18 protein-coding genes are annotated in these 20709 nt (G+C 65.9%); 13 read left to right on the forward strand and 5 right to left on the reverse strand.

What is annotated here, in order from left to right:
- Positions 1 to 78: 78 nt before the first annotated feature.
- The 3 genes from IU449_RS23140 (at position 79) to IU449_RS23150 (ending at position 3870) form a co-directional block, all read left to right on the forward strand.
- The gene (locus IU449_RS23140) at positions 79 to 1341 is read left to right on the forward strand and encodes a restriction endonuclease subunit S (protein ID WP_195004252.1); all 1263 of its coding nucleotides are present in this window, start codon (positions 79 to 81) and stop codon (positions 1339 to 1341) included.
- Between the two features lie 114 nt (positions 1342 to 1455).
- Positions 1456 to 2970, forward strand: coding sequence for a type I restriction-modification system subunit M (locus tag IU449_RS23145; RefSeq protein ID WP_195004253.1), 1515 nt, complete (start codon positions 1456 to 1458; stop codon positions 2968 to 2970).
- Between the two features lie 378 nt (positions 2971 to 3348).
- The gene (locus tag IU449_RS23150) at positions 3349 to 3870 is read left to right on the forward strand and encodes a 3'-5' exonuclease (protein WP_195004254.1); all 522 of its coding nucleotides are present in this window, start codon (positions 3349 to 3351) and stop codon (positions 3868 to 3870) included.
- 207 nt (positions 3871 to 4077) lie between these two features.
- Here the strand turns inward: IU449_RS23150 and IU449_RS23155 are convergent, their stop codons facing one another.
- The gene (locus IU449_RS23155; protein ID WP_195004255.1) at positions 4078 to 4878 is read right to left on the reverse strand and encodes a hypothetical protein; all 801 of its coding nucleotides are present in this window, start codon (positions 4876 to 4878) and stop codon (positions 4078 to 4080) included.
- 5 nt (positions 4879 to 4883) lie between these two features.
- A complete protein-coding gene (locus IU449_RS23160; protein WP_195004256.1) occupies positions 4884 to 5810 on the reverse strand; it encodes a sigma-70 family RNA polymerase sigma factor in 927 nt (308 codons plus the stop codon).
- Positions 5811 to 6306: 496 nt separating this feature from the next.
- On the opposite strand from IU449_RS23160, the gene IU449_RS23165 reads away from it, so the two are divergent.
- From IU449_RS23165 to IU449_RS23180, 4 genes are read left to right on the forward strand one after another with little or no spacing between them, the layout of a single operon-like run.
- Positions 6307 to 7440 (forward strand): cytochrome P450, encoded by a 1134-nt coding sequence (locus tag IU449_RS23165; protein WP_228805572.1) that lies wholly within the window; start codon positions 6307 to 6309, stop codon positions 7438 to 7440.
- A gap of 17 nt (positions 7441 to 7457) precedes the next feature.
- The gene (locus tag IU449_RS23170) at positions 7458 to 8732 is read left to right on the forward strand and encodes a cytochrome P450 family protein (RefSeq protein WP_195004257.1); all 1275 of its coding nucleotides are present in this window, start codon (positions 7458 to 7460) and stop codon (positions 8730 to 8732) included.
- Entirely contained in the window at positions 8722 to 9015 is a 294-nt protein-coding gene (locus IU449_RS23175; protein ID WP_195004258.1) for a hypothetical protein, read from the forward strand. Before IU449_RS23170 ends, IU449_RS23175 begins: the two co-directional genes overlap by 11 nt.
- On the forward strand, positions 8988 to 9296 hold the full coding sequence (locus IU449_RS23180; protein WP_195004259.1) for a hypothetical protein: 309 nt from the start codon (positions 8988 to 8990) through the stop codon (positions 9294 to 9296). The genes IU449_RS23175 and IU449_RS23180 overlap by 28 nt, the downstream gene beginning before the upstream one ends.
- Before the next feature lie 88 nt (positions 9297 to 9384).
- Here IU449_RS23180 and IU449_RS23185 read toward each other — a convergent pair whose 3' ends face one another.
- Both IU449_RS23185 and IU449_RS23190 read right to left on the reverse strand, forming a co-directional pair.
- Positions 9385 to 10194, reverse strand: a complete 810-nt coding sequence (locus tag IU449_RS23185) for a DUF6585 family protein (RefSeq protein ID WP_228805573.1) — start codon at positions 10192 to 10194, stop codon at positions 9385 to 9387.
- A 95-nt stretch (positions 10195 to 10289) separates the two neighbouring features.
- Positions 10290 to 10979: a ZIP family metal transporter gene (locus tag IU449_RS23190; RefSeq protein WP_195004261.1), complete on the reverse strand. Its 690-nt coding sequence runs from the start codon at positions 10977 to 10979 to the stop codon at positions 10290 to 10292.
- 388 nt (positions 10980 to 11367) lie between these two features.
- On the opposite strand from IU449_RS23190, the gene IU449_RS23195 reads away from it, so the two are divergent.
- Both IU449_RS23195 and IU449_RS23200 read left to right on the forward strand, forming a co-directional pair.
- Positions 11368 to 12000, forward strand: a complete 633-nt coding sequence (locus tag IU449_RS23195; protein ID WP_228805574.1) for a TetR/AcrR family transcriptional regulator — start codon at positions 11368 to 11370, stop codon at positions 11998 to 12000.
- A gap of 46 nt (positions 12001 to 12046) precedes the next feature.
- The gene (locus IU449_RS23200) at positions 12047 to 12907 is read left to right on the forward strand and encodes an alpha/beta fold hydrolase (RefSeq protein ID WP_195004262.1); all 861 of its coding nucleotides are present in this window, start codon (positions 12047 to 12049) and stop codon (positions 12905 to 12907) included.
- Between the two features lie 19 nt (positions 12908 to 12926).
- On the opposite strand, the gene IU449_RS23205 is transcribed toward IU449_RS23200, so the two are convergent.
- Positions 12927 to 14972 (reverse strand): prolyl oligopeptidase family serine peptidase, encoded by a 2046-nt coding sequence (locus IU449_RS23205; protein WP_195004263.1) that lies wholly within the window; start codon positions 14970 to 14972, stop codon positions 12927 to 12929.
- Between the two features lie 162 nt (positions 14973 to 15134).
- Between IU449_RS23205 and IU449_RS23210 the strand changes: the two genes are divergently transcribed.
- The 4 genes from IU449_RS23210 to IU449_RS23225 all read left to right on the forward strand — a co-directional run bounded on the left by IU449_RS23210 (position 15135) and on the right by IU449_RS23225 (position 20657).
- A complete protein-coding gene (locus tag IU449_RS23210; RefSeq protein WP_195004264.1) occupies positions 15135 to 16139 on the forward strand; it encodes a dipeptidase in 1005 nt (334 codons plus the stop codon).
- A 134-nt stretch (positions 16140 to 16273) separates the two neighbouring features.
- Positions 16274 to 17677: a dihydrolipoyl dehydrogenase gene (lpdA, locus tag IU449_RS23215; RefSeq protein ID WP_195004265.1), complete on the forward strand. Its 1404-nt coding sequence runs from the start codon at positions 16274 to 16276 to the stop codon at positions 17675 to 17677.
- Positions 17678 to 18005: 328 nt separating this feature from the next.
- Positions 18006 to 18314, forward strand: coding sequence for a hypothetical protein (locus IU449_RS23220; protein ID WP_195004266.1), 309 nt, complete (start codon positions 18006 to 18008; stop codon positions 18312 to 18314).
- A 27-nt stretch (positions 18315 to 18341) separates the two neighbouring features.
- The gene (locus IU449_RS23225; RefSeq protein WP_195004267.1) at positions 18342 to 20657 is read left to right on the forward strand and encodes an N-6 DNA methylase; all 2316 of its coding nucleotides are present in this window, start codon (positions 18342 to 18344) and stop codon (positions 20655 to 20657) included.
- Positions 20658 to 20709 lie beyond the last annotated feature (52 nt).

Below are 20709 nucleotides of genomic sequence, written 5' to 3' on the forward strand. Positions count from 1 at the left end.
GTGTGGACGACACTTGGGGAGGCGACGATTGTCTCTCCAAGGGATCCCGCCCTCGATCCCGCCGCACCATTCGTCACGATGAGCGCGGTCGAAGTAGGGCAGCGCTATCCGCTTTCGTATGAGCAACGCGGGAGCCGCTCCGGGGTTCGCGCTCGCGGCAATGATGTGCTTTTCGCGCGAATCACACCCTGTCTTGAGAACGGCAAGGTTGCTCTGTTGCCGGACGGTGTTGAGCGTGTCGGCGGCAGCACCGAATTTATCGTCGTTCGCCCAACGTCCGTAGTCGATCCCGTATTTCTCTACTATTGGTGTTTGCACCCGGATGTACGGGATGACGCCCAGCATCAGATGTCCGGTGCCACGGGACGTATGCGACTTGCTGGGGGTGATCTGGCTAAGTTCAATTTCCCTCTCCCTCCGCTCGCCGAACAGCGCCGCATCGTCGAGTCCCTCGAAGACCATCTTTCCCGCCTGGAAGCAGCAGAGCTGACGCTGCGAAAGGCGAAGGCGAGGGTCGCTAACCTAAGTGGAAAGACGATCAACTTCTCGTACGGAATCGCAACGTCTGCCACTGACATCGCCTCGCCACCTACGCTGGCTGATGTCGTCGACGGAGCGCTTCCGCATCTTCCGGCATCGTGGAAGTGGTGCCGCCTCGGCGAACTCGCCGAAGTCGTCGGTGGAATAACCAAGGATGCGAAGAAGCAGAGCGACGAGTCCCATCCGCTTCATCCGTACTTGCGTGTCGCGAATGTTCAGGCAGGCCACCTAGTTCTCGACCACCTCACAGAGATCCGGGCAACGCCGAAGCAGATCGAGAAATTGACCCTCCGCCATGGTGATGTTCTCCTGAACGAAGGCGGCGACCGTGACAAGCTGGGGCGTGGGTGGATCTGGGAGGACCAGATCCCGAACTGCCTGCACCAGAATCACGTTTTTCGGGCGCGGGCCAACCGTAAAGAGATCGACCCGCGACTGATCGCATGGCACGCGAACTCGTTCGGCCGGTCCTGGTTCATGCGTAACGGAAAACAGAGCGTGAACCTGGCGTCTGTCAGTTTGACGACGGTCAAGGCTTTTCCTGTTCCGGTACCTCCGCCAGAGGAACAGGAATCAATCGTTGAACGTATTACCGCGGCCTTGGACGCGCAGTCGCGACTTCAGTCGGCAATCGATGTCGCGCTGGCTCGTTCCAACGCTCTCCGCCGCTCCCTCTTGCGCGCCGCCTTCAACGGCGAGCTCGTCGATCAGGATCCCACCGACGAACCCGCCGATATCGCGCTCACGAGCAGCGGTCGGCCAGCGCCGCCTCGTCGTAGGAAGCCGGTGGCCGCGAGATAACCCGTTGCGAGAATCGTCGTGTGTGAAGCCTGTCAGGTGCGCGATCTTCGCCCCAGCTGGTCGGGAATGAGGTCCGCACGGGTGGCCTGGGAGCGCACCGGCTAACCTCGACCGGTGAACAATGCCGCTGAACTTCGCCGCCTTGTCGACAAGCTCTGGAGCTACTGTGATGTCCTGCGGGATGCCGGAGTTTCCGCCATCGACTATGTCGAACAGCTCAGCTACCTGTTGTTTCTGAAGATGGCGGACGAGCGTCAGCGGAACTCCATCAACCCGGTTCAGATCCTCCCCCCGCACCTGGACATCTCCTGGGAGCGGCTCATAGAGCTCGATGGTGTCGAACTGGAGCAGGAGTACCGCCGAGTCCTGAATGAGCTTGGCAAGGAGACCACCAATCTCGGCGTCATCTTCCGTAAAGCGCAGAACCGGATCCAGGAACCCGCGCTGCTGCGCAAGCTCGTGGTGGACCTGATCGGGTCGGAGAATTGGTCGAGCATCGGTGGCGATCTCAACGGCGACGCCTACGAGGGGCTGTTGCAGAAGTCCGCGTCCGACGTCAAGTCGGGTGCGGGCCAGTACTTCACGCCGCGCACCTTGATCCACGCCATGGTCGAGGTGATGCGTCCGACGCCGGCGGACACCATCGTCGATCCTGCCTGCGGAACGGGCGGCTTCCTCCTCGCCGCGGTCGAGTACCTGAGTGCTCACTATGGCGACTCCATCTCCCCTGCCCAGAGGGTCGCGCTGAGCGAGGGCCGAACCGTCCGTGGTGTCGAACTCGTCGATGCCACCGCCCGGCTCGCGACGATGAACATGTTCCTGCACGGTATCGGGCAAGCTACCGGGGAACCGGTGATCGACGTGCACGACGCGCTGGCGACCAAGCCCGCCCGTCCGGCATCTATGGTGCTGGCCAATCCGCCATTCGGGAAGAAATCGTCGATCACCATCGTCGGCGACGACGGCCGGGCCGAACGCGAAGACGTCGCCTACAACCGTCAGGACTTTTGGGTCACGACCACCAACAAGCAGCTCAACTTCATCCAGCACATCGCGTCGTTGCTCACGATCGACGGGCGTGCCGCGGTAGTCGTGCCGGACAACGTGCTGTTCGAGGGCGGTGTGGGTGAACAGATCCGACGGCGGCTACTCAAGGAATACGACGTCCACACGCTGCTGCGACTGCCCACCGGGATCTTCTACGCAGGCGGGGTCAAAGCAAACGTATTGTTCTTCGACCGGAAACAGGCTCGCCCGAGTCGACCATGGACGGACAAGCTGTGGGTGTACGACTTCCGCACCGGTGAACACTTCACCCTCAAACAGCGGCCGCTGCGCGAGGAGCATCTCGCCCCGTTCATCGAGGCGTTCAACGCCGATGATCGATCCGCTCGCGTGGAATCCGAACGGTTCAAGCCCTACACCTATGACGAGCTGGTCGCCCGCGACAAGGCGAACCTCGACATCACCTGGCTCAAAGATCCCGCACTGACCGACACCGATGATGGGGTGCCGCCGGAGATCATCGCCCAGGAGATCGTCGATGACCTGAGCGCCGCTCTCGCCGAGTTCTCGGCCGTCGCCGATGCGTTGGCGGCCCGCGCTGCCGAGATCGCCGACCGCGACTGATCCAGCGCGGCCAGCGGTGTCACGGCGTCATGTAGTCGGCTGGTCTTCGGTCTCGGGAACGGCTGGATTCATTGGGACTGCGCCATCGATCTCAACCGCCACACCGGCTCCCTACCCCCTGAACAGGGCGCCGAACCGATCGTGCACCTGCCGACCCTGCCCGCTGATGGCCAGACCGGACATCATGGGTCGGGCGACTCGGCGGGGAGATGCTGGAGATCACCGACCGGGCAGTACTCGTGAAAGGCTGCCGGAAGGCCGACGAAATTTCCTCCAGCACAACCTCGGGTATCAGGTCAACGACATCATGCGTCCGCATCACATCGGCAGGCATGGGCGCGCGGACATCGGCTGGGCCGATTCTCAGGAGGCAACACGATGATCGTTCCCGTCCCACTGCGAGGCAGAGAATTCGCCGTCGTCGATGTCGAAGGCAACGGTCAGACGCCACCAGAGATCATCGAAATTGCGATCCTGCCCGTGTCCCGCGACGACGTGGTTGTCCAGGAGATGCGGTCCTGGCTCATTCGCCCTGTCCGTCCGATCACCCCCGTCGTCACCCGCACGGTCCACGGCATCACCAACGGTGATGTCGATGGCAAGCCGACCTGGGCGGAGGTATCCGAACAGATCAGTGGCGCGCTGACCGATCGAATTCTCGTCGCCCACAACGCGAACGTGGAGCGGCGGGTGCTCTCGGAGCACTTGCCCGGATGGGCGCCGCCGATGGTGCTGGACACCCTGCGTCTGGCCAAGGCGGTATGGCCCGGCCTGGCGGTGGCTACGCGCTGGAGAGGCTGGTCACCCACGCATGTCTCGACGGAAACGGTGTCGCGGACCAGGGGCCTCATCGCGCCGGATGGGACACGTGGGCGACCTGGCAATTGCTGGTTCGCTTGACCGAGGAGAGCGGACTGAACTGGGACCAACTCGTGCAAGCCGCTGCGCCGGCCGAGTTCATCCCGCCGAGAGAACCAGAAGGGCGATTGTGGTGAGGGCCGCTTTCGTGCGTCCCGTCACGATCGCGGTCACCGGGACGCACTCGACGGGCAAGAGCACGTTTCTCCAGAACTCGTCGACTGCTGCTTTCGACAGCGTCTCCGATCTTCAGCGGCTGAGAAGTCGGATGACTGCCAGCGTCTTGTCGTCGTGCTGTTTGGAGCGCGGGAGTAACCGCCCGTGCGGGTCGATGTCGGCTTCCCAGGCGTGGCATCGGTCCAGAAGTTCACGCAGACCGGCAGAGGATTCCTTGCATACGGCGGGCCATTCGATGCCGAGGGCTTCCAGGGGGTCGCGAGCGCCGTCGGTGGCGACGATCACCCAGGCGACCGAATCGCGCGGGTAGTCGAATCTGAGTGCGTGGTCCGCTGCCGTTGGGTCGGCTTCGGCGATCCAGTAGCCTCCGGTGCGGTTTCGATGGACACGTTGGTGCTGCTGAAGCTTGTGCAGAAACTCGTGATGAGTACGGTCGTAGCCTGATCCGGCGGCCAGTCGGCGCCGGTACTGGTCCGACAGCGGTGTGCTGAGCTCATGCAGCCTGTTATCGGAGCGGATTTCATAGTTCCCGTCCCGGGTACCGACGATTACCGAGCTGTCGCCGAGGAGTAGCGCGGTCACGGTGTCCGGGCCGACATGAACCACGGCGACCGTGCTGGACGGAGAGGCGCCGGGCTGTAGGTGGAGCTTCGCGGCGGTGGCGCGAATTGTCTCTCTCACAGCGGCTCTGGGGTCGATGCCGTAGTCGAGTCGGCAGGTGAGCTCGGGGCCGAAGGTACCGACGTAGCCGGACGCTGTAGGTATGCCGGGGTGGTGTGTGGTTGCTCCGTCGAGCACAGTGACACCGTTCGCGAATACGAGCGCACGGTCCTCGCCGTTGCCGTCCGGCCGCTCGGCGATGGCGATCTCCATGTCGGTCAGACCTCGGTGACGAACGGGCCGGCGAGTATGCGGCTGTCGGTGATCGCGAATTCGGAATCGAAGTCGGATTCGATCACTGCAGCGCTGAAGTGGTTGCCTGGGCTGTAAACCGTGGTCAGGTGCGTATCCAGCCACTGTGCAACGCCGAGTGACCCGATGCTGGTTACTCCCGCGATGTGGACGATCACGCGCCCGTTGTCGACGCGTCGTGCGAGATAGCCGATATCTGTGTGTTCGGAGCTGTCTCGCAGGTACGGGGAGCTGTAGCGCTTCCCGGTGGCCTTCTCGGTGACGTACCAAGTGCCGTCGTCGCTGTCCAAGGTCAGGTGCTCGTCGCTGTCGAGCAGCCGACCGGCCACCGGTGCCGATTTGGGGCCGCAGATGACCACGGTGTCCCCGGCGGGAAGTTCGTCGGTATCGGGATCGATCGAAAATCGGTTCGAGGACAGCGAAAGTCGAAGCAACGTGGCTTCAACCTGCTCTTGCGTGGCTTGGTCGTTCGCGTCGAAATACGGGCGCTCGCGGCCGTCCTCCCTGCCGAATCTGCGCGGTATCCCGACAGCGACCGGACCGACGCCGAAATAGGCCCGCTCCGCAGGCGGCGCGCTGGTCTTGATCTGGCTGATCCGGCTCTTGGTGATCCCCAGCCGCTCAGCGATCTCGGTGTAGCTCAGGCCGCCGAGGTGTGCTTCCTCGATCGCCTCCTTGCGCAACCGCGCGAGTTCGATGGCGCGCTGCTGATACTGCGTGATCAGGTCGGTTGCCCGTTGTCCACGACGAATCGGGTCCGGGTCTGCTCGGACGTGCTCGAACTCATCTGGGGCCACGAGATCGAGTTTAGACGGCCTTGACGGTGCAGAGCGGGCGACGTACGCTCGCAGTTGATACCCCCTAAACCCAACTTCGGCGGACTTGCCTTTCATGTTTAGGGGGGATTAACAGCTCTGGTGCGATTTCGGGGACGCGTCTTGTCGTCGGATATCGCGCCTGGTCATCGACCGTCCATTCCGCTTGTCTGCGAGAGGATCTGAGATGAATGTCCACGATGCCTGGATCGTTCTGGCGGTGTCGCCGCTATGGGCGCTCTGCACGGTCCTGCCGTTCTTGATCAGGTCCAGGCGGTCACTCATGTCTGTCTCTGCGTCAGTCGGCGGAGTCACGACTTGCCCACGTGAGCGCGTTGGCTCCGACGGCCCAACCGGTGCCCGAGCAGTAGGCGTCGAGCATGCCGACCGCTCGGGCGCTGCCCGATACGGCAGGAAAGCGCCGACAACCTCCGCGCCAGCCAGGCGATTCGACGCCACTGCTCCCAGCGGTTGCCCCGTCGGTCGCGGCTCGCCACCTGGTGTCGACAACGCGTCGCGTGTCCCGATCTTCACCGAACAATTCGCATCCGACCCGCACGCCGCATACGCCCGGATGCGAGCACAGTTCGGGCCACTGGTGCCGGTCTGGCTGGCTCCCGGAGTTCCGGCGACGTTGGTGATCGGCTACTGGACCGCGCTGAAGATCCTCAACGATCCCGAACACTTCCCCGCCGATCCCAGTGCCTGGCAGCGCGGCATTCCCCAGCGCTGCCCGATTTTGCCGATGATGCAGAGGCGTCCGAATGCCTTGCGCAGCAGCGGGGTCGAACACACTCGGTATCGCGCGGCCAATGTCGACGCCCTGGGTCGCGTGGATCTGACCGCGCTACGCGCCGTGGTCGAGCGCAGCGCCGTGCGGTTGATCGACGGGTTCAGCACCACCGGCCGGGCCGATCTGCTCGGCGACTACGCGCGCCCGCTGGTCTTCGAGGTGATCGGCGAGCTGATCGGGTGTGACCCCGATATCAGTGAGCGGGTCGCTGCCGGGATGGCGACGATGTTCGACACCACCACTGATGCGGTGAGGGGTAACCGGCTGGCGGTAGCGGCGTTGGGCGAGCTCGTAGCCCGCAAGCGTGTCGAGCCGGGGGAGGACATCACGTCCTGTTTGCTCGCGCATCCTGCCGGTCTGGACGATGCGGAACTGGTCCACCAGCTGTTCACCCTGTATGCGGCGGCGAGCGAGCCGTTGACGAATCTGATCGTCAACACGGTGTCGTTGATGACGAGCCGCCCGGACTTCGGGGGCCGGGTCGTCGCGGGCGAGGTCTCAACCCGTGACGCGCTGAACCATGTGTTGTTCCGTGATCCGCCGTTGGCGAACTTCTGCATGTCCTACCCGCGCCAACCGCAACTCGTCGGCGGCACCTGGCTGCCGGCGCATCAGCCGATCGTGATCAGCCTGGCCGCGGCCAACAACGACCCGGCCGTGATGGGCGGCAACATCTTCGGCAACGAGTCCCATCTGGGCTTCGGTGCGGGTCCGCACCGCTGCCCCGCACGGGCGCTGGCCGAGCTGATCGCCGGTGACGCGATCGATCAACTCCTCGACGTCCTGCCCGAGATCGAACTGGCAGTCCCCGCCGACCGGCTGAGCTGGCGGCCGGGCCCGTTCCATCGGTCCTTGGAAGCGCTTCCCGTCATTTTCACTCCCGTTGCGTCACTGTCCGTTCCGGCCGCCCGCTGAAAGTCAGGCAATCCCTCATGACCGATATACATTCCGCCCCCGCCTCTTCTCCCGCTGCTGCACCGGTCGTGCTGGATGTCACCGGCACCGACATCCCCGGCGAGGCCATCGCCCTGCGTGACCGAGGGCCGTTGGTCCGGGTGGTGCTGCCCGGCGATATCCACGCCTGGGCGGTCACCGACCCCGAGGTGCTCAGGCAACTGTTCACCGACTGGCGAGTCTCCAAAGACGCCCACCGGCATTGGCCCGCATTCCGCTCCGGTGAGGTGCCCCCGGACTGGCCGTTGATCACGTGGGTGTCGGTGCGCAACATGTTCACCGCCCACGGCAAAGACCACCAGCGTCTGCGCAGACTCGTCGGTCCCGCCTTCACCGCCCGCCGCGTCTCCGCCTTGCGCCCGCAGATCAAGATGATCATCCGCAGGCTGCTCGACGATCTCGCTGCCCGACCCGACGGGACGGTGATCGACCTGCGCGAGGACTACGCCGCACAAGTGCCTTTGCGGGTGATCACCGCCCTGATGGGCGTGCCCGCCGACCTCCAGCCACGACTGCGGGTGTGTGTCGACGAGATCTTCTCCACCACTCCGCAGCGTGACCCGCAGGCCACCTTCACCGAACTGGTCGGCCTCCTGACCACGCTGGTAGCGTGCCGTCGCGCCGAGCCGGGGCAGGACATGACCAGCCTGCTCGTCGGCCGCCGCGACACCGGTGACCGTCTCACCGAGGAAGAACTCGTCCATACCTTGCTGCTGGTGATCACTGCCGGCTACGAGACCACCGTCAACCTCATCGACCAAGCCGTTCACCAGATGCTGACCCGGCCCGAACTGCTGGGGCAGCTGCGGGCCGGCACCGTCGGGTGGTCGCAGCTGATCGAGGAAACGTTGCGGTACGCGCCGCCGGTGGCGAACCTGCCGCTGCGCTACGCGGTCACCGATATCGACATCGCGGGCGAGCGGATCGAGGCCGGCGAGGCGATCATCGCCGCGCTCGCCGCCGCCAACCGCAACCCACGCCACCACGATCCCGACACCTTCGACCCCGCCCGCCCGGACACCGAACATCTGTCCTTCGGGTACGGGCCGCACTACTGCCTCGGCGCACCCCTGGCCCGTCTGGAGGCGATCGAAGCGCTGCCCGCCCTGTTCGGGCGCTTTCCCGATCTGACCCTCGCTGTCGATGCGAGCGAGTTGAAACCGTTGCCCAGCTTCATTTCCCACGGCCACCAGGCCCTGCCCGTCTACCTGGACCGGCCACACGGCATCGGTGGGGGACACCGTGGTCACTGACACTCCGCCGTCGTCGCACGCCGGCACGGTCATCCCGCTCGAGCATGCACCCAGTGTGCGCAAACGCCCGGCCCTCACCGACGAGAGCCGTCACGACAACCCGCACTGGCCCACACGATCACCCGAACACGCCGCGAACGCGCTACTGCTCCACGGCGGCTGTGCCTGGCACTGCTCGACCAAGGTCGCCGCCCTCCTGGTGAGCAGGAACGACTACCAGTACTTCCGCGATCGCGGATGGATGGAAGGAAACGCATGGGCACCATCGCTCTCGGATTGCTGAACCTCAGCGTCAGTTCCGCGCCCGAGGCCGACCGCCACACGCTCGTCGAACTCGCCGCGGCGCACGGCTGCACCATCACCCACGTTCTCGACATCGACGAGGACACCTTCATGCCCACCACGCTCATCATCGACAGCGCCCACAAGATCCGCGCTGCGACGATTCTGGCACCGAGCGTGGATCACTTCGGGGCGGCGACCAAAGCGCTCACCCTGGCATGCACATTGATCGTTCCCACGGCCACAATTCCACGTGTTCGCGGCTGGACACCCAACCTTTGACCGACAACCCCTGACCGAGCCTTCAGGTGTCGGCGGCGGAACGGCGGCGTGGACAGGACCCACTGGCTGGTCGGAGAGCGGACGGTGCTCAGGCTGTCGCGGGCAGTCGCAGGCGTTCGGCGAGCTCGTTGAAGATATAGAAATTGGGAATCGTGCCGACCGGGGCGAGCGAAACCCACACGCCGTCGACTTTGATGCGGACCAGTCCGCTGCGCGCGTCGATGAGCTGGATGTGGTCCCAGGAGTAGGACTTTCCCGCGTGGATCAAGGCGTCGAGATTCAGGGCCACGTCGCCGAAATGGGCGGTGTCGCCTTCGTCGATGGTGGTGACGGCGGCGGGCAATTGGGTGGCGGTGATCGCGGATTGGATGGCGCGGGCCCATTCCCGGCCTTCGGCGAATTGGGTTTCGTCGAAGCGGGCCAGGGAGCCGTCGGGGCCGGACATCTCGAGGGAGTATTCGACGTGCGCGGTGTTCTGGAAGGGAATGACCTGCTGGCGCACCTCGGCGGTGTCCCAGCGGAATCCGGCCACCCGTTCGCCTTTTCGGTAGACGGTCATGCCGTGATCGAAAAGGTCGAGGCGGGCGGCGCGGTTTCGATTGTTGAGGTGCCCGCGGTAGAGCGCGAGACCCGCAGGGACCATGGCGACCACGCCGACTACCGCCCCGCCTCCCACCGCGCCGACGGCGGCGGTCATGACGGCGACCGCGCCGAGGCAGGCGGCGACGATTCCGCAACCGCGCACGAACGTGTCACTGACGGGCGCGGCCTGAAATGTCTGCCGGTGTGCGCCGAGATTCAGGTATTCGGCCATCAGGTGCACAAGTTGCGTCAGAGACACCGTGCGCCGAACATCGGTTCCGTCCGCACCGTCCTCCGGCTTTCTCGGAGTGGTCAATCTTTCCTCCATGCGGCGGTCTGCTCCGCGCGAAAGCGTATTCCACGGGCGTCGATACCGCCACCCACGGGGGAACCGCGCATCCGCGTGTCCACTCAATCCGCCAACACGAAGGAGAGTAGAAATCCGGCCGCGGTGGCCATTCCGATCCACCAACCGCCTTCCCGATAGGCCTCCGGCATCAGCGAATCGGCCAGCACCGCGATGGTCGCGCCGCCGGCGAAAGCCTGAACGGTGCCGACGTGGGTTCCGGTGATCGATTCGGAGAGCGCGTGTCCCAGCACCGTCACAGCGACCAGCGCGGCGGTGATGGCGGCCCAGAACCACAGAACGGTGGCGGTGGAAGTCTGCGAGCGCTCGCGCATCAGCGCCGCGCCGCCGATCGCCTCGGGCACATTGCCGACGGCGATGGCGACCAGCAGTGCGATTCCGGTACCGGGGCCGAGGGAGACGCCCAGCGCGGTGCTCTCCGGTATGCCGTCGAGCACTGCGCCGAGCAACAGCGCCCAGCCGATGGTCGCCGGGCCGAGTCTCGTCTCGATCAGCCGATCGGCCACCACGTAGAAGGCGGCGCCCAGCAACAACGCGGCACCCGAGATCCACACGCCGGTCCGCCGGAAAGCGGGTTCGAACAGCTCCATGGAGACCGCGGCGATCATGGTGCCCGCGCCGAACGCCATGAGCGCGCCCAGTCCCGCTTTCGGCAGTGTCCAACGCAGTCCGACAGCCGCTCCGATCAGCAGCGGCACCGCGGCACCGAGTCCGTACAGGAGCGCGGTCAGCATCGGAGGGCCCTCATGGGTCGACAGTAGGACTCGGCTGCCCGATTTGCCCGCCGCCCATGCCGATGACGCGCGGATGGCCGCGGAGGAAAAAATTCTAGAAAACTCCGGCTAAGTCTTTCCCGGTCGCGGGGCAGTCGGTATCGTCCCCCTCGGCAAACAGGTGGTGACGATTCGTCGCACCGCTCGGTCGCCGCCGCTTGGTCGGGAAGTCTGCTGCCCGCCCCGGATCGTGCGGCGGCAACTGTCCATCCTTGCCGGCCGAGAAGTCACCCGACGACCGATCAGCCGGTGCGAGACAACTTTCGGCTAACGCGCGGTGAGTCGGACGTTGGAACGAAGGGCCCGATCCATGACGAGGGGATCGGGCCCTTCGGTATTGTCTGGCCCAATGTCACAGGATGCGAATACGGGACGAATGTATGCCGGGCAACCCGTAGAGGACCGGCAACGCCAGCGGCGTGCGCGTTTTCTGGAATCAGGACTGACGGTCTTCTCGCGCGACGGCTACGCCAACAGTTCGGTGGGCGCCATCTGCAAGGACGCCGGGCTGTCCTCGCGGCAGTTCTACGAGGAGTTCACCGGCCGCGAATCCCTGCTGCTCGAGCTGTACGAGCAGATCGACAAGGAGTCGCGCGACGCCGTGACCGCCGCCCTGGAGGGCAACGCTTCCGCGACCGCGCTGCAGCGGCTGGACGCGGCGGTGCGCGCCTACATCGAGACCATCGGGTCCGATCCGCGCAAGGCGCGTGTCGCGCTGGTCGAAGTGGTCGGTGCCGGACCGAAGGTGGAGAAGTTCCGTCTCGACCTACGTCGCATGTGGGGCGCGCTGCTGGCGAGCGCGACCGAGGACGCCGCCCTGCAGGGAGAGATCCCGCCCGGCGACTACGAGATGCGGGTGCTGGCGATCATCGGCGCGGTCAACTATGTGGTCGATTCGTGGAGCGGGGCCGATCCCCGCCCGCCACTCGACGATGTGATCCGGGTGCTCGGCCGGGTCATCATGGGGGCTGTGCGCGCCTGAGCCGCAACGCGCCCCGGCACGGCGGGCACGGGAGTACCCTGCGCGAATGCGGACCGTTCCCATCCAGATGCCGGACGGCAGCAGCATTCCGGTGCGGCTGATCCCGGCCGAGGGCAGTCATCGGCATCCGGTCACCCTCGACACGCCCCGCCCGGTGATCGTGATCATGCCGGGCCTCGGCGTGCCCGGCGCCTACTACGAATACTTCGCCCGTCAACTCGCGGCGCGCGGGTTCGACGTCGCCATCGGCGAACTCCGCGGCAACGGCGACAGCACGCCCCGCCCCGGCCCCGCGAGCACCTACGGCTACCACGAACTCGTCTCGATCGATTTCCCGGCGATCTTCGGCGTGGTGCGGGAGGAATTCCCCGACAGCACGCCGTATCTGCTCGGTCACAGCATGGGCGGGCAGCTGTCGGTGATGTACGCGGCGCGGGTGCGCGGCAGGCTCGGCGGGCTCATCCTCATCGCCTCCGGCACCCCCTACTACCGCGGCTACCGCGGACTGGCCGGTCCCGGCCTGCTGTTCGGCGCGACCGCCGCCACCCTGACCGCGAGCCTGGTCGGCTTCTGGCCGGGACACAAGATCGACGTGGGCGGTTTCGGCCCGCAGTCGAAGGTGCTGATCTCGGACTGGGCGCGGCTGTCACGCACCGGCCGGTTCGTTCCGGTCGGCGCCGATATCGACTACGAGGAGCGCATTTCCCGGCTGAAACTGCCGATCCTGTCGGTGACCATGGAGGGCGACGAGCTGACCCCGCCGACCTCGGCGCGGCACCTGCTGGCCAAGATGCCAGACGCCGAGGTCACCACCTGGCACGAGCCGAAGCGGCTGGGGCACAACGGCTGGATCCCCGACCCGGCCGGCACCGTCGACCGGATCGAGAAATGGCTGCGGGACCGCTGAGCAGACGGTCCCGCGCCGCTCAGGCCCCCATCAGCATCTGGGTGAAGAACTCGTAGATCAGCGCGGCCTGGAACGCCATCTGCTTATTGTCGGCCGCGCCGCCGTGACCACCCTCGATGTTCTCGTGGTACCAGAAGGTGTGGCCCTGCTCCTCGAGCAGCGCGGCCATCTTGCGGGCGTGGCCGGGGTGCACGCGGTCGTCGCGGGTGGAGGTGGTGAGCAGGATCGGCGGGTACTCGGCGTCGGCGCGCACATTCTGATACGGCGAGTACTCGCTGATGTAGGCCCATTCCTCCGGCTTGTCCGGGTCGCCGTACTCGGCCATCCAGGACGCGCCCGCCAGCAGCAGGTGGTAGCGCTTCATGTCCAGCAGCGGCACCTGGCAGACGATGGCGCCGAACAGTTCCGGGTAGCGGGTGAGCATGACGCCCATGAGCAGGCCGCCGTTGCTGCCGCCGACCGCGCCGAGCAGGTCGGGGGTGGTGATGCCGCGCGCCACCAGATCCCGTGCCACGGACGCGAAATCCTCGTAGACGCGATGCCGGTGCTCCTTCTGCGCGGAAGTGTGCCACTCGGGGCCGTACTCGCCGCCGCCGCGGATATTGGTCATCACCCAGGTGCCGCCGCGCTCGAGCCAGCCCATGCCGGACGCGCCGCTGTAGGCGGGGGTGCGGGACACCTCGAAGCCGCCGTAGCCGGACATGACGGTGGGGCCGGGGGTGCCGCGGCGGTCCCGGTGGCGGATCACGAAGTAGGGAACCTGCGTGCCGTCGTCGGAGGTGGCGAAGAACTGCTCGGTCTCGACGCCCTCGGCGTCGAAGAACTGCGGCTCCTGCTTCAGCATGGTGGTCGGACCGCCCACCGAGCCGGCCAGCAGGGTCGCCGGGGTGGTGAAACCGCTCGTCGTGAGCATGAACTCGTCGCCGCCCTCGAGCGGGTCGAGGTTGATGACGCTGGTGGTGGCCATCGGCGGGGCGTCGGCCAGCGGTTCGATCGTCCAGTCGCCCGGGGTGAGCACGTGCAGCTTGGTCTGTACGTCCTGCAGGGTGATCAGCAACAGGTGGTTCTCGGTCCAGCCGTAGCCGTGCAGGGAGGTGTGGGCGTCGGGGGTGAACAGCACCTGGAATTCGCGTTCCCCGGCGAGGAAGCGCTCGAAGTCGGTGGCCAGCAGCGCGCCGGTCGGGTACGTCCGCCCGCCGACCTCCCACGGTGAGCGCAAGCGCACCAGCAGCCAGTCCTTGTACCAGGATTCGCTGGCATCGGTCGGCACGTCCAGCAGTCGCGGGGTGCCGTCGGGGTCGATCAGGTAGACCTCTTCGTTGAAGAAGTCGGTGGCGCGGCCGACGAAATGCCGCTCGTAGCCGGGGGTGCGGTCGTAGCCCGCCGACACCGCGACATCGCCCGGCTCGCCTTCGAAGACGACGTCGGCCCGCGCCAGGTCGGTGCCGCGCGTCCAGCGCTTGGCGACGCGCGGGTAACCCGAGTCCGTCAGCGACCCCGGCCCGAAGTCGGTCCCGACGTACACCTGGTCGATGTCGATCCAGCGGATCTCCGACTTGGCCTCCGGCAGGACGTAACCGCCTTCCTCGGCCGGGATGAACCGCCGGGTCTCGATGTCGAATTCACGCACCACCTTGGCGTCCGCGCCGCCGCGCGACAGGCTGATCAGCGCGCGATGTTGCTGGGGGCGCAGCACGGCCGCCCCGCCCCACACCCAGTTCTCGTCCTCGGCATCGGCCAGTGCGTCCAGATCGATGAGCACATCCCACTGGGGTGTGGGACGCGCGTACTCCTCGAAGGTGGTGCGCCGCCACAGTCCGCGAGGGTGGTCGGCATCGCGCCAGAAGTTGTACAGCCACCGGCCGCGCCGGCCGGGGTAGGCGATCTTGGTATCGGTGTCGAGCATGTCGAGAATGCGCTGTTCGAGCCTGCCGAACCGGTCGGTGGCCGCGAAGCGCTGCGCGACCACCTCGTTGTGGGCTCTGGCCCAGTCCAAAGCGCGCTCGTCGGTCACTTCCTCGAGCCACAAATACGGGTCGGTTACGTTGTGCTCCACGCCGCTCATGCCCACATTGTCTCCGAGCCGATCGGCGGGTGCGTGCGCGGTCGGCCGATGCGGGCCGCGCGCCGGGCGCGACGGATGCCCGGTGTTCGCCCGTGCCCGCGCGGGACAACAGCTGCGGCTCAATAGGATCGAACTCCACACGAGCGAACAGGAGCCCAGGCGTTGGCGCCCTTTCTCTGGGAACAGCACTGCTGCCTGCCGTTGTCGCCGCGCGCCGACCTCGCCGAACTGGCTCGTTATCCGCTCGGCTCGTACCTGTCGGTCAATGTCGGCTACTCCCGGCAGTCGACCGCCGACACGCTCGAACTGCTGCACGCCTTCCGCGGCGCGGCGCGCGAGGACGGCCGGTTCCGGCTGGTGCACGGTCTCGACGATGTGGCCGCGGTCGCCGATATCGAGCGACCGGACCGCATCGCGCTGGCCTTCGACCTCGAGGACGCCGGCCCGCTCGGTGGCGATCTGGACAATGTCGCGCGCTTCCGCGACTTGGGCGTGCGTTCCCTGCTGCCCGCCTACAACCACGCCAACGCCGCGGGTGGCGGCTGCCTCGACGCCGTCGACACCGGACTCACGAAGTATGGGGTCGACCTGGTGCGCGCGCTCAACGAGGCGGGGGTCTTCGCCGACGGCTCGCACTGCTCCCGCCGCACCGGCCTCGAGTTGGCCGAGCACACGCGCGTCCCGATGATCTACAGCCATTCGAATTTTGCCGCGCTGTGGGAGCATCCGCGCAACATCACCGACGAGCAGGCCCGCGCATGCGCCCGAACCGGTGGTGTCGTCGGCGTCAACGGCGTGGGCATCTTCCTCGGCGTGAACGGGCCGAAGCAGCGCGCCGAACGGATCGAGGCGATGGCGGATCAGATCGAGTACGGCGCCGAATTGCTCGGCATCGAGCACATCGGCGTCGGCTCGGACCACTCCTTCGACGCCGAGGACTTCAATGCCGAGCTGTTCGGCAATCCCGGTGCGTTCTCCGAGGTCTATACCCGTTGGGGCCCGCTGCAGTGGGTCGCGCCGGAGGACCTGATCGGCTCGGGGCACGGGCCGGGGCTGCATGAGGTACTGGCCGGGCGCGGCTTCGATTCCGATGACCTCGACGCGGTCTTCGGCGGCAACTTCCGCCGCGTCGCCGAAGAGGTCTGGCCCGGTTGCCCCGCGCAGTGATAGCCGAGCTGCATAACTGACGTCGTGTGCTGTCGTTCGGGGCGTGCTCGTCCGTGGCGCGCGCTGTGTCCGGTATCTCACCGATGCGGGGGCGCGGTGGGTGAACTCCGGGCGGCGGAGTTAGGCTCGATGCCGTGACTTCCCACTACGATGTCGTCGTTCTCGGTGCTGGTCCCGGCGGGTACGTCGCCGCGATCCGCGCCGCTCAACTCGGCCTGCGAACAGCGATTGTCGAGCAGAAATACTGGGGTGGTGTGTGCCTGAACGTGGGCTGCATCCCGTCGAAGGCGCTGCTGCGCAATGCGGAGCTGGCCCATATCTTCCACAAGGAAGCCAAGACGTTCGGAATCTCCGGCGACGTCGGCTTCGACTTCGGCGCGGCGTTCGACCGCAGCCGTAAGGTCGCCGACGGCCGGGTCAAGGGCGTCCACTTCCTGATGAAGAAGAACAAGATCGACGAATACGACGGAAGGGGCAGTTTCACCGACGCGAACACCCTCTCGGTCGAGCTGACCAAGGGCGGGACGGAGTCGATCACCTTCGACAACGCCATCATCGCCACCGGCGCCGTCACCAAGCTGCTGCCCGGCACCTCGCTGAGCAAGAACGTGGTCACCTACGAGGAGCAGATCCTCACCCGTGACCTGCCCGGCTCCATCCTCATCGTCGGCGCGGGCGCGATCGGCATGGAGTTCGGCTACGTCCTGAAGAACTACGGCGTGGACGTGCGGATCGTGGAATTCCTCGACCGCGCGCTGCCCAACGAGGACGCCGACATCTCCAAGGAGATCACCAAGGCATACAAGAAGCTCGGCATCACCATCACCACCGGTGCGGCCGTGCAGTCCATCGACGACGACGGCGCCAAGGTCACCGTCGCCATCAAGGACAACAAGTCCGGTGCGGTCGAGACCGTCACCGTGGACAAGGTGCTGCAGGCGGTCGGCTTCGCCCCACGTGTGGAGGGCTTCGGCCTGGAGAACACCGGTGTGGCGCTGACCGAGCGCGGCGCCATCGCCATCGACGACTACATGCGCACCAATGTGGGGCACATCTACGCCATCGGCGACGTCACCGCGAAGTTGCAGCTCGCGCACGTGGCCGAGGCGATGGGCGTGGTCGCCGCCGAGACCATCGCCGGCGCGGAGACGATGGCTTTCGGCGACTACCGGATGATGCCGCGCGCCACCTTCTGTCAGCCGCAGGTGGCCAGCTTCGGCCTCACCGAGGAGCAGGCCCGCGCCGAGGGCTACGAGGTGAAGGTCGCGACCTTCCCGTTCACCGCCAACGGCAAGGCGCACGGCCTCGGCGATACCACCGGCTTCGTCAAGCTGATCGCCGACAATCGCTACGGCGAGCTGCTCGGCGGCCACCTCATCGGCCCCGACGCCTCCGAGTTGCTGCCGGAGCTGACGCTGGCCCAGAAGTGGGACCTCACCGTCAACGAACTCGCCCGCAACGTGCACACCCACCCGACGCTGAGCGAGGCGCTGCAGGAGGCCATCCACGGCCTGGCCGGGCACATGATCAACTTCTGAGTTCACCACAGGAGGTAGGCGCCCTGTCCCGTAGCGGACAGGGCGCCTTTGTCGTTCCTGAGTCGAGGACGCTTCTCGCGATCGGTGCCGGAGCGTGTCGACACAAGGAAATGCGCACTGTTTGTGCGCGATTTCCAGACTGCAGCCGCGGGCATCTTTGGGGGTGCGTCCATGGCTGGATCTACCAGCCATTATGTCGATCAAGCGTCGTGCTGTCGATGTAAACCTTAGTCCACTCCGACAGTTGGATGACAACTGACAACTAGCTGTAAGGGGAGTGTGCTGCTAGCCTTCGTGGGGTCAGAAGCGCTGTAACGCAGGAGATTTGATGACTATGGGGCCAAAGAACAGCGATCCCCGCGATCCGAACAACGACCACGAGTCGGGCACCGAGGACTGCCGCGCGCATCCGATCTGCGGATGTGGCGCGGAGTTCTGCCTGGCCGGCATTCGCCATGCCACGCCGCCGGTGGACAACCGCGACCTGTTCGATCGCTGGCACGCCCGGTTGAGCAGTCCGCACTGGTCGTGGCGCGAAACCTTGCAACTCACCGTGACAGTCGCAGCTCTGGTTGCGGCCGTGGTGGTGACATCGGTTGTGGTGACATCGATCTCGGTGGCGCAGCTGGTTCTGTAGCGCTTCGACGCCGAGCCTTTCAACGAGATGAAGATTGGTGAACCGATGAACCACCCCGAACGTACCGCCGAGGCGTTTCCGGACCGCCATGTACGGCTGTCCGACATCGCCAAGGCGATCGGCGTACCGAAGCCCACCTGTAGCAACTGGAAGAAGCGTCATGCCGACTTCCCGTCTCCGGTGGAGCATGCTGACGGGCGCGAACTCTATGCCGCCTCTGAAATGGCCAGATGGCTCGATAATCGGCCAGTCCGCTCGGCGCAGCGTCGGTCCGGCGAGCCGCTCGAGACCACCTATGGAGATCGCTTCCGGCAGGCGCTGCGGGCACGCAGGCAGATTGTCGACGACTACGAGAACGGCACGGACCACGCAGCATCTGTCCGTGACCTGCTCGGGCCGCTGTGTCGCAAGTTCGCAGCGTCGGGCGTTTCGGAGCTGGACTATCTCGACGCCGCCCTCTTGCTCGTATTCGCGAGGCTGTGTGCGTCGGACAGTTGGAAAAGCCGCGTCTCGGGACGCTGGCGGCACTCCACCGCCGAACTGGTGAGCGCGGTAGTGGGGACTGCGAACGAGGCGCTGCGCTCCTATGGGCTCGCGTTCGGCGCCGAGAGCAGCCTCGGACGTCTGCGCTCGGCACGTGCTGCCGATGTCGCGGCATTGGTGGCCGACTGCGACAAGCTCGGGGTGCGCGGCTTCGAGGCGATCCTGGACCGGACCTTGGATATTGCCGCAACCGACAGCAGTGACTACGGCACTCCCGCGGAAGTGGCCAGGCTGATGGCCGAATGCGCCGCCCCGCGTCCTGAGGAGGTGACCGCGATAGTCGATCTGTTTGTCCGGGCCGGGGAGCTTCCGCTCGCGGTACTGCGCGGTCACCCGGCACCGCAGTCGGTGTCCGTACAAGGTGCCGGGCGTGACACGAACTCCCTGCGCCGGGCAGGACTGAATCTTGCTGTGCACGGGACCGTGCCGCAGTTCGATGTCGATGGTCGCAGGCCGTGGCACCGGAAGATCGATGCGGCATTCGACGCCGTACTGGTGAACCCGCCGTTCAATCAGCCGTTCTCCGACAGCGGTGTTCCTGGCGGGTGGATGTTCGGCACGCCGCCTGTTCACAACCACAATATGGCCTGGGTGCAGACTGCTGTCGCGGCGCTGACCGAAGCCGGACGCGCGGCCGTCTTGATGCCTGCCTCGGCCGGAGTCAGCCCGAACCCGGCGGAAGCCGAGATTCGCCGTCGCCTGGTGGAGTCCGGTGCCGTCGTCGCGATAGTCGGGCTGCCCGGGCAGATCTTCCCGAAATCAGCGGTGGACACCGCACTGTGGATCCTCCGCCGTCCGGCCGAGCCGAGACCGGTCGTCTTCGTCGATGCCCGGAAGATGATGCAGCGGCCGACCGAGAAATCGCGACCTCGCTTGGTCGGCGTCGAGCAGATTGCACATATGATTCGCGATGCGGACGAGTTCGACAGCGGTTCTGCGCGATCGCTGCCCTCCGGCGGTCAGGCGGTGTCAGTGCACATCGGTGCCATCCGCCGACAGGAGTTCTTCTTGCTGCCACAGCACTACTTGACGTCGGTGGAAAGACAGGCCGACGAGCAGTGGAACACGGTGTGCAAAGTCGAGGAGGCCTTTGCGGCGGCCGAGCGCCAGGTAGTGGATATCGGGCAGGAGATGTCGCGCCATCAGGTCAGCCGTCTTGACCGCGAGGAGCAGCCGCAGTGGAGCGAGCGCCCACTCGGCGAGCTTTGCGAGATCCAGTCGGGGCCGTCGAGCACCTTGAAATTCGAGTACGACCCTCGCGGGCCGATGCGCGTCCTGCATCCCAAAAATGTTCGGCCCAGGGCACTTTCCTCTGTGGGCGAAGACGCACATGCGTACGGACACAGCACGCGGGGGCGGCTGGACAAATACACGGTCCGTGCCGGCGACCTGGTCCTGGTTCGGGTGGCCTCGATCGGCAGATGCGCGATTGTCGGTCATGATCACGATGGATCGGTGATCTCCACCAACCTCACTCGGCTGCGCATTCGCGATCCGCGCCTCATCACCGCAGATTATCTATTGGAGTGGCTGCTGCGGCCCGATGTCATCGAATGGATGTGGTCGCACGCCTCGGTCAATTCGGTCCCCTCCTTGAGCGCAAGAGTTCTCGGAAAAACCACTGTGCGGTTCCCCGCGGTCGAGCAGCAGAACGTCATGGCAGCGGCGCTGGCGACCTTCAACAGGCAGGTGGATGCCTATCGGGCGGCCGCCGAAGCGGCCGATCGCCGTCGCGACGAGATCGCTGACGCGCTGTTCAGGGGTGTGGCTACGGTCGAGGGCGATACCGTCCGACCCTGATCCGATCGTGCCTGCTCGACATCTGGTGATGTGGTGCTCTGGCGATGTGATG

It is taken from the genome of Nocardia higoensis (assembly GCF_015477835.1).
Classification (GTDB): Bacteria; Actinomycetota; Actinomycetes; order Mycobacteriales; family Mycobacteriaceae; genus Nocardia; species Nocardia higoensis_A.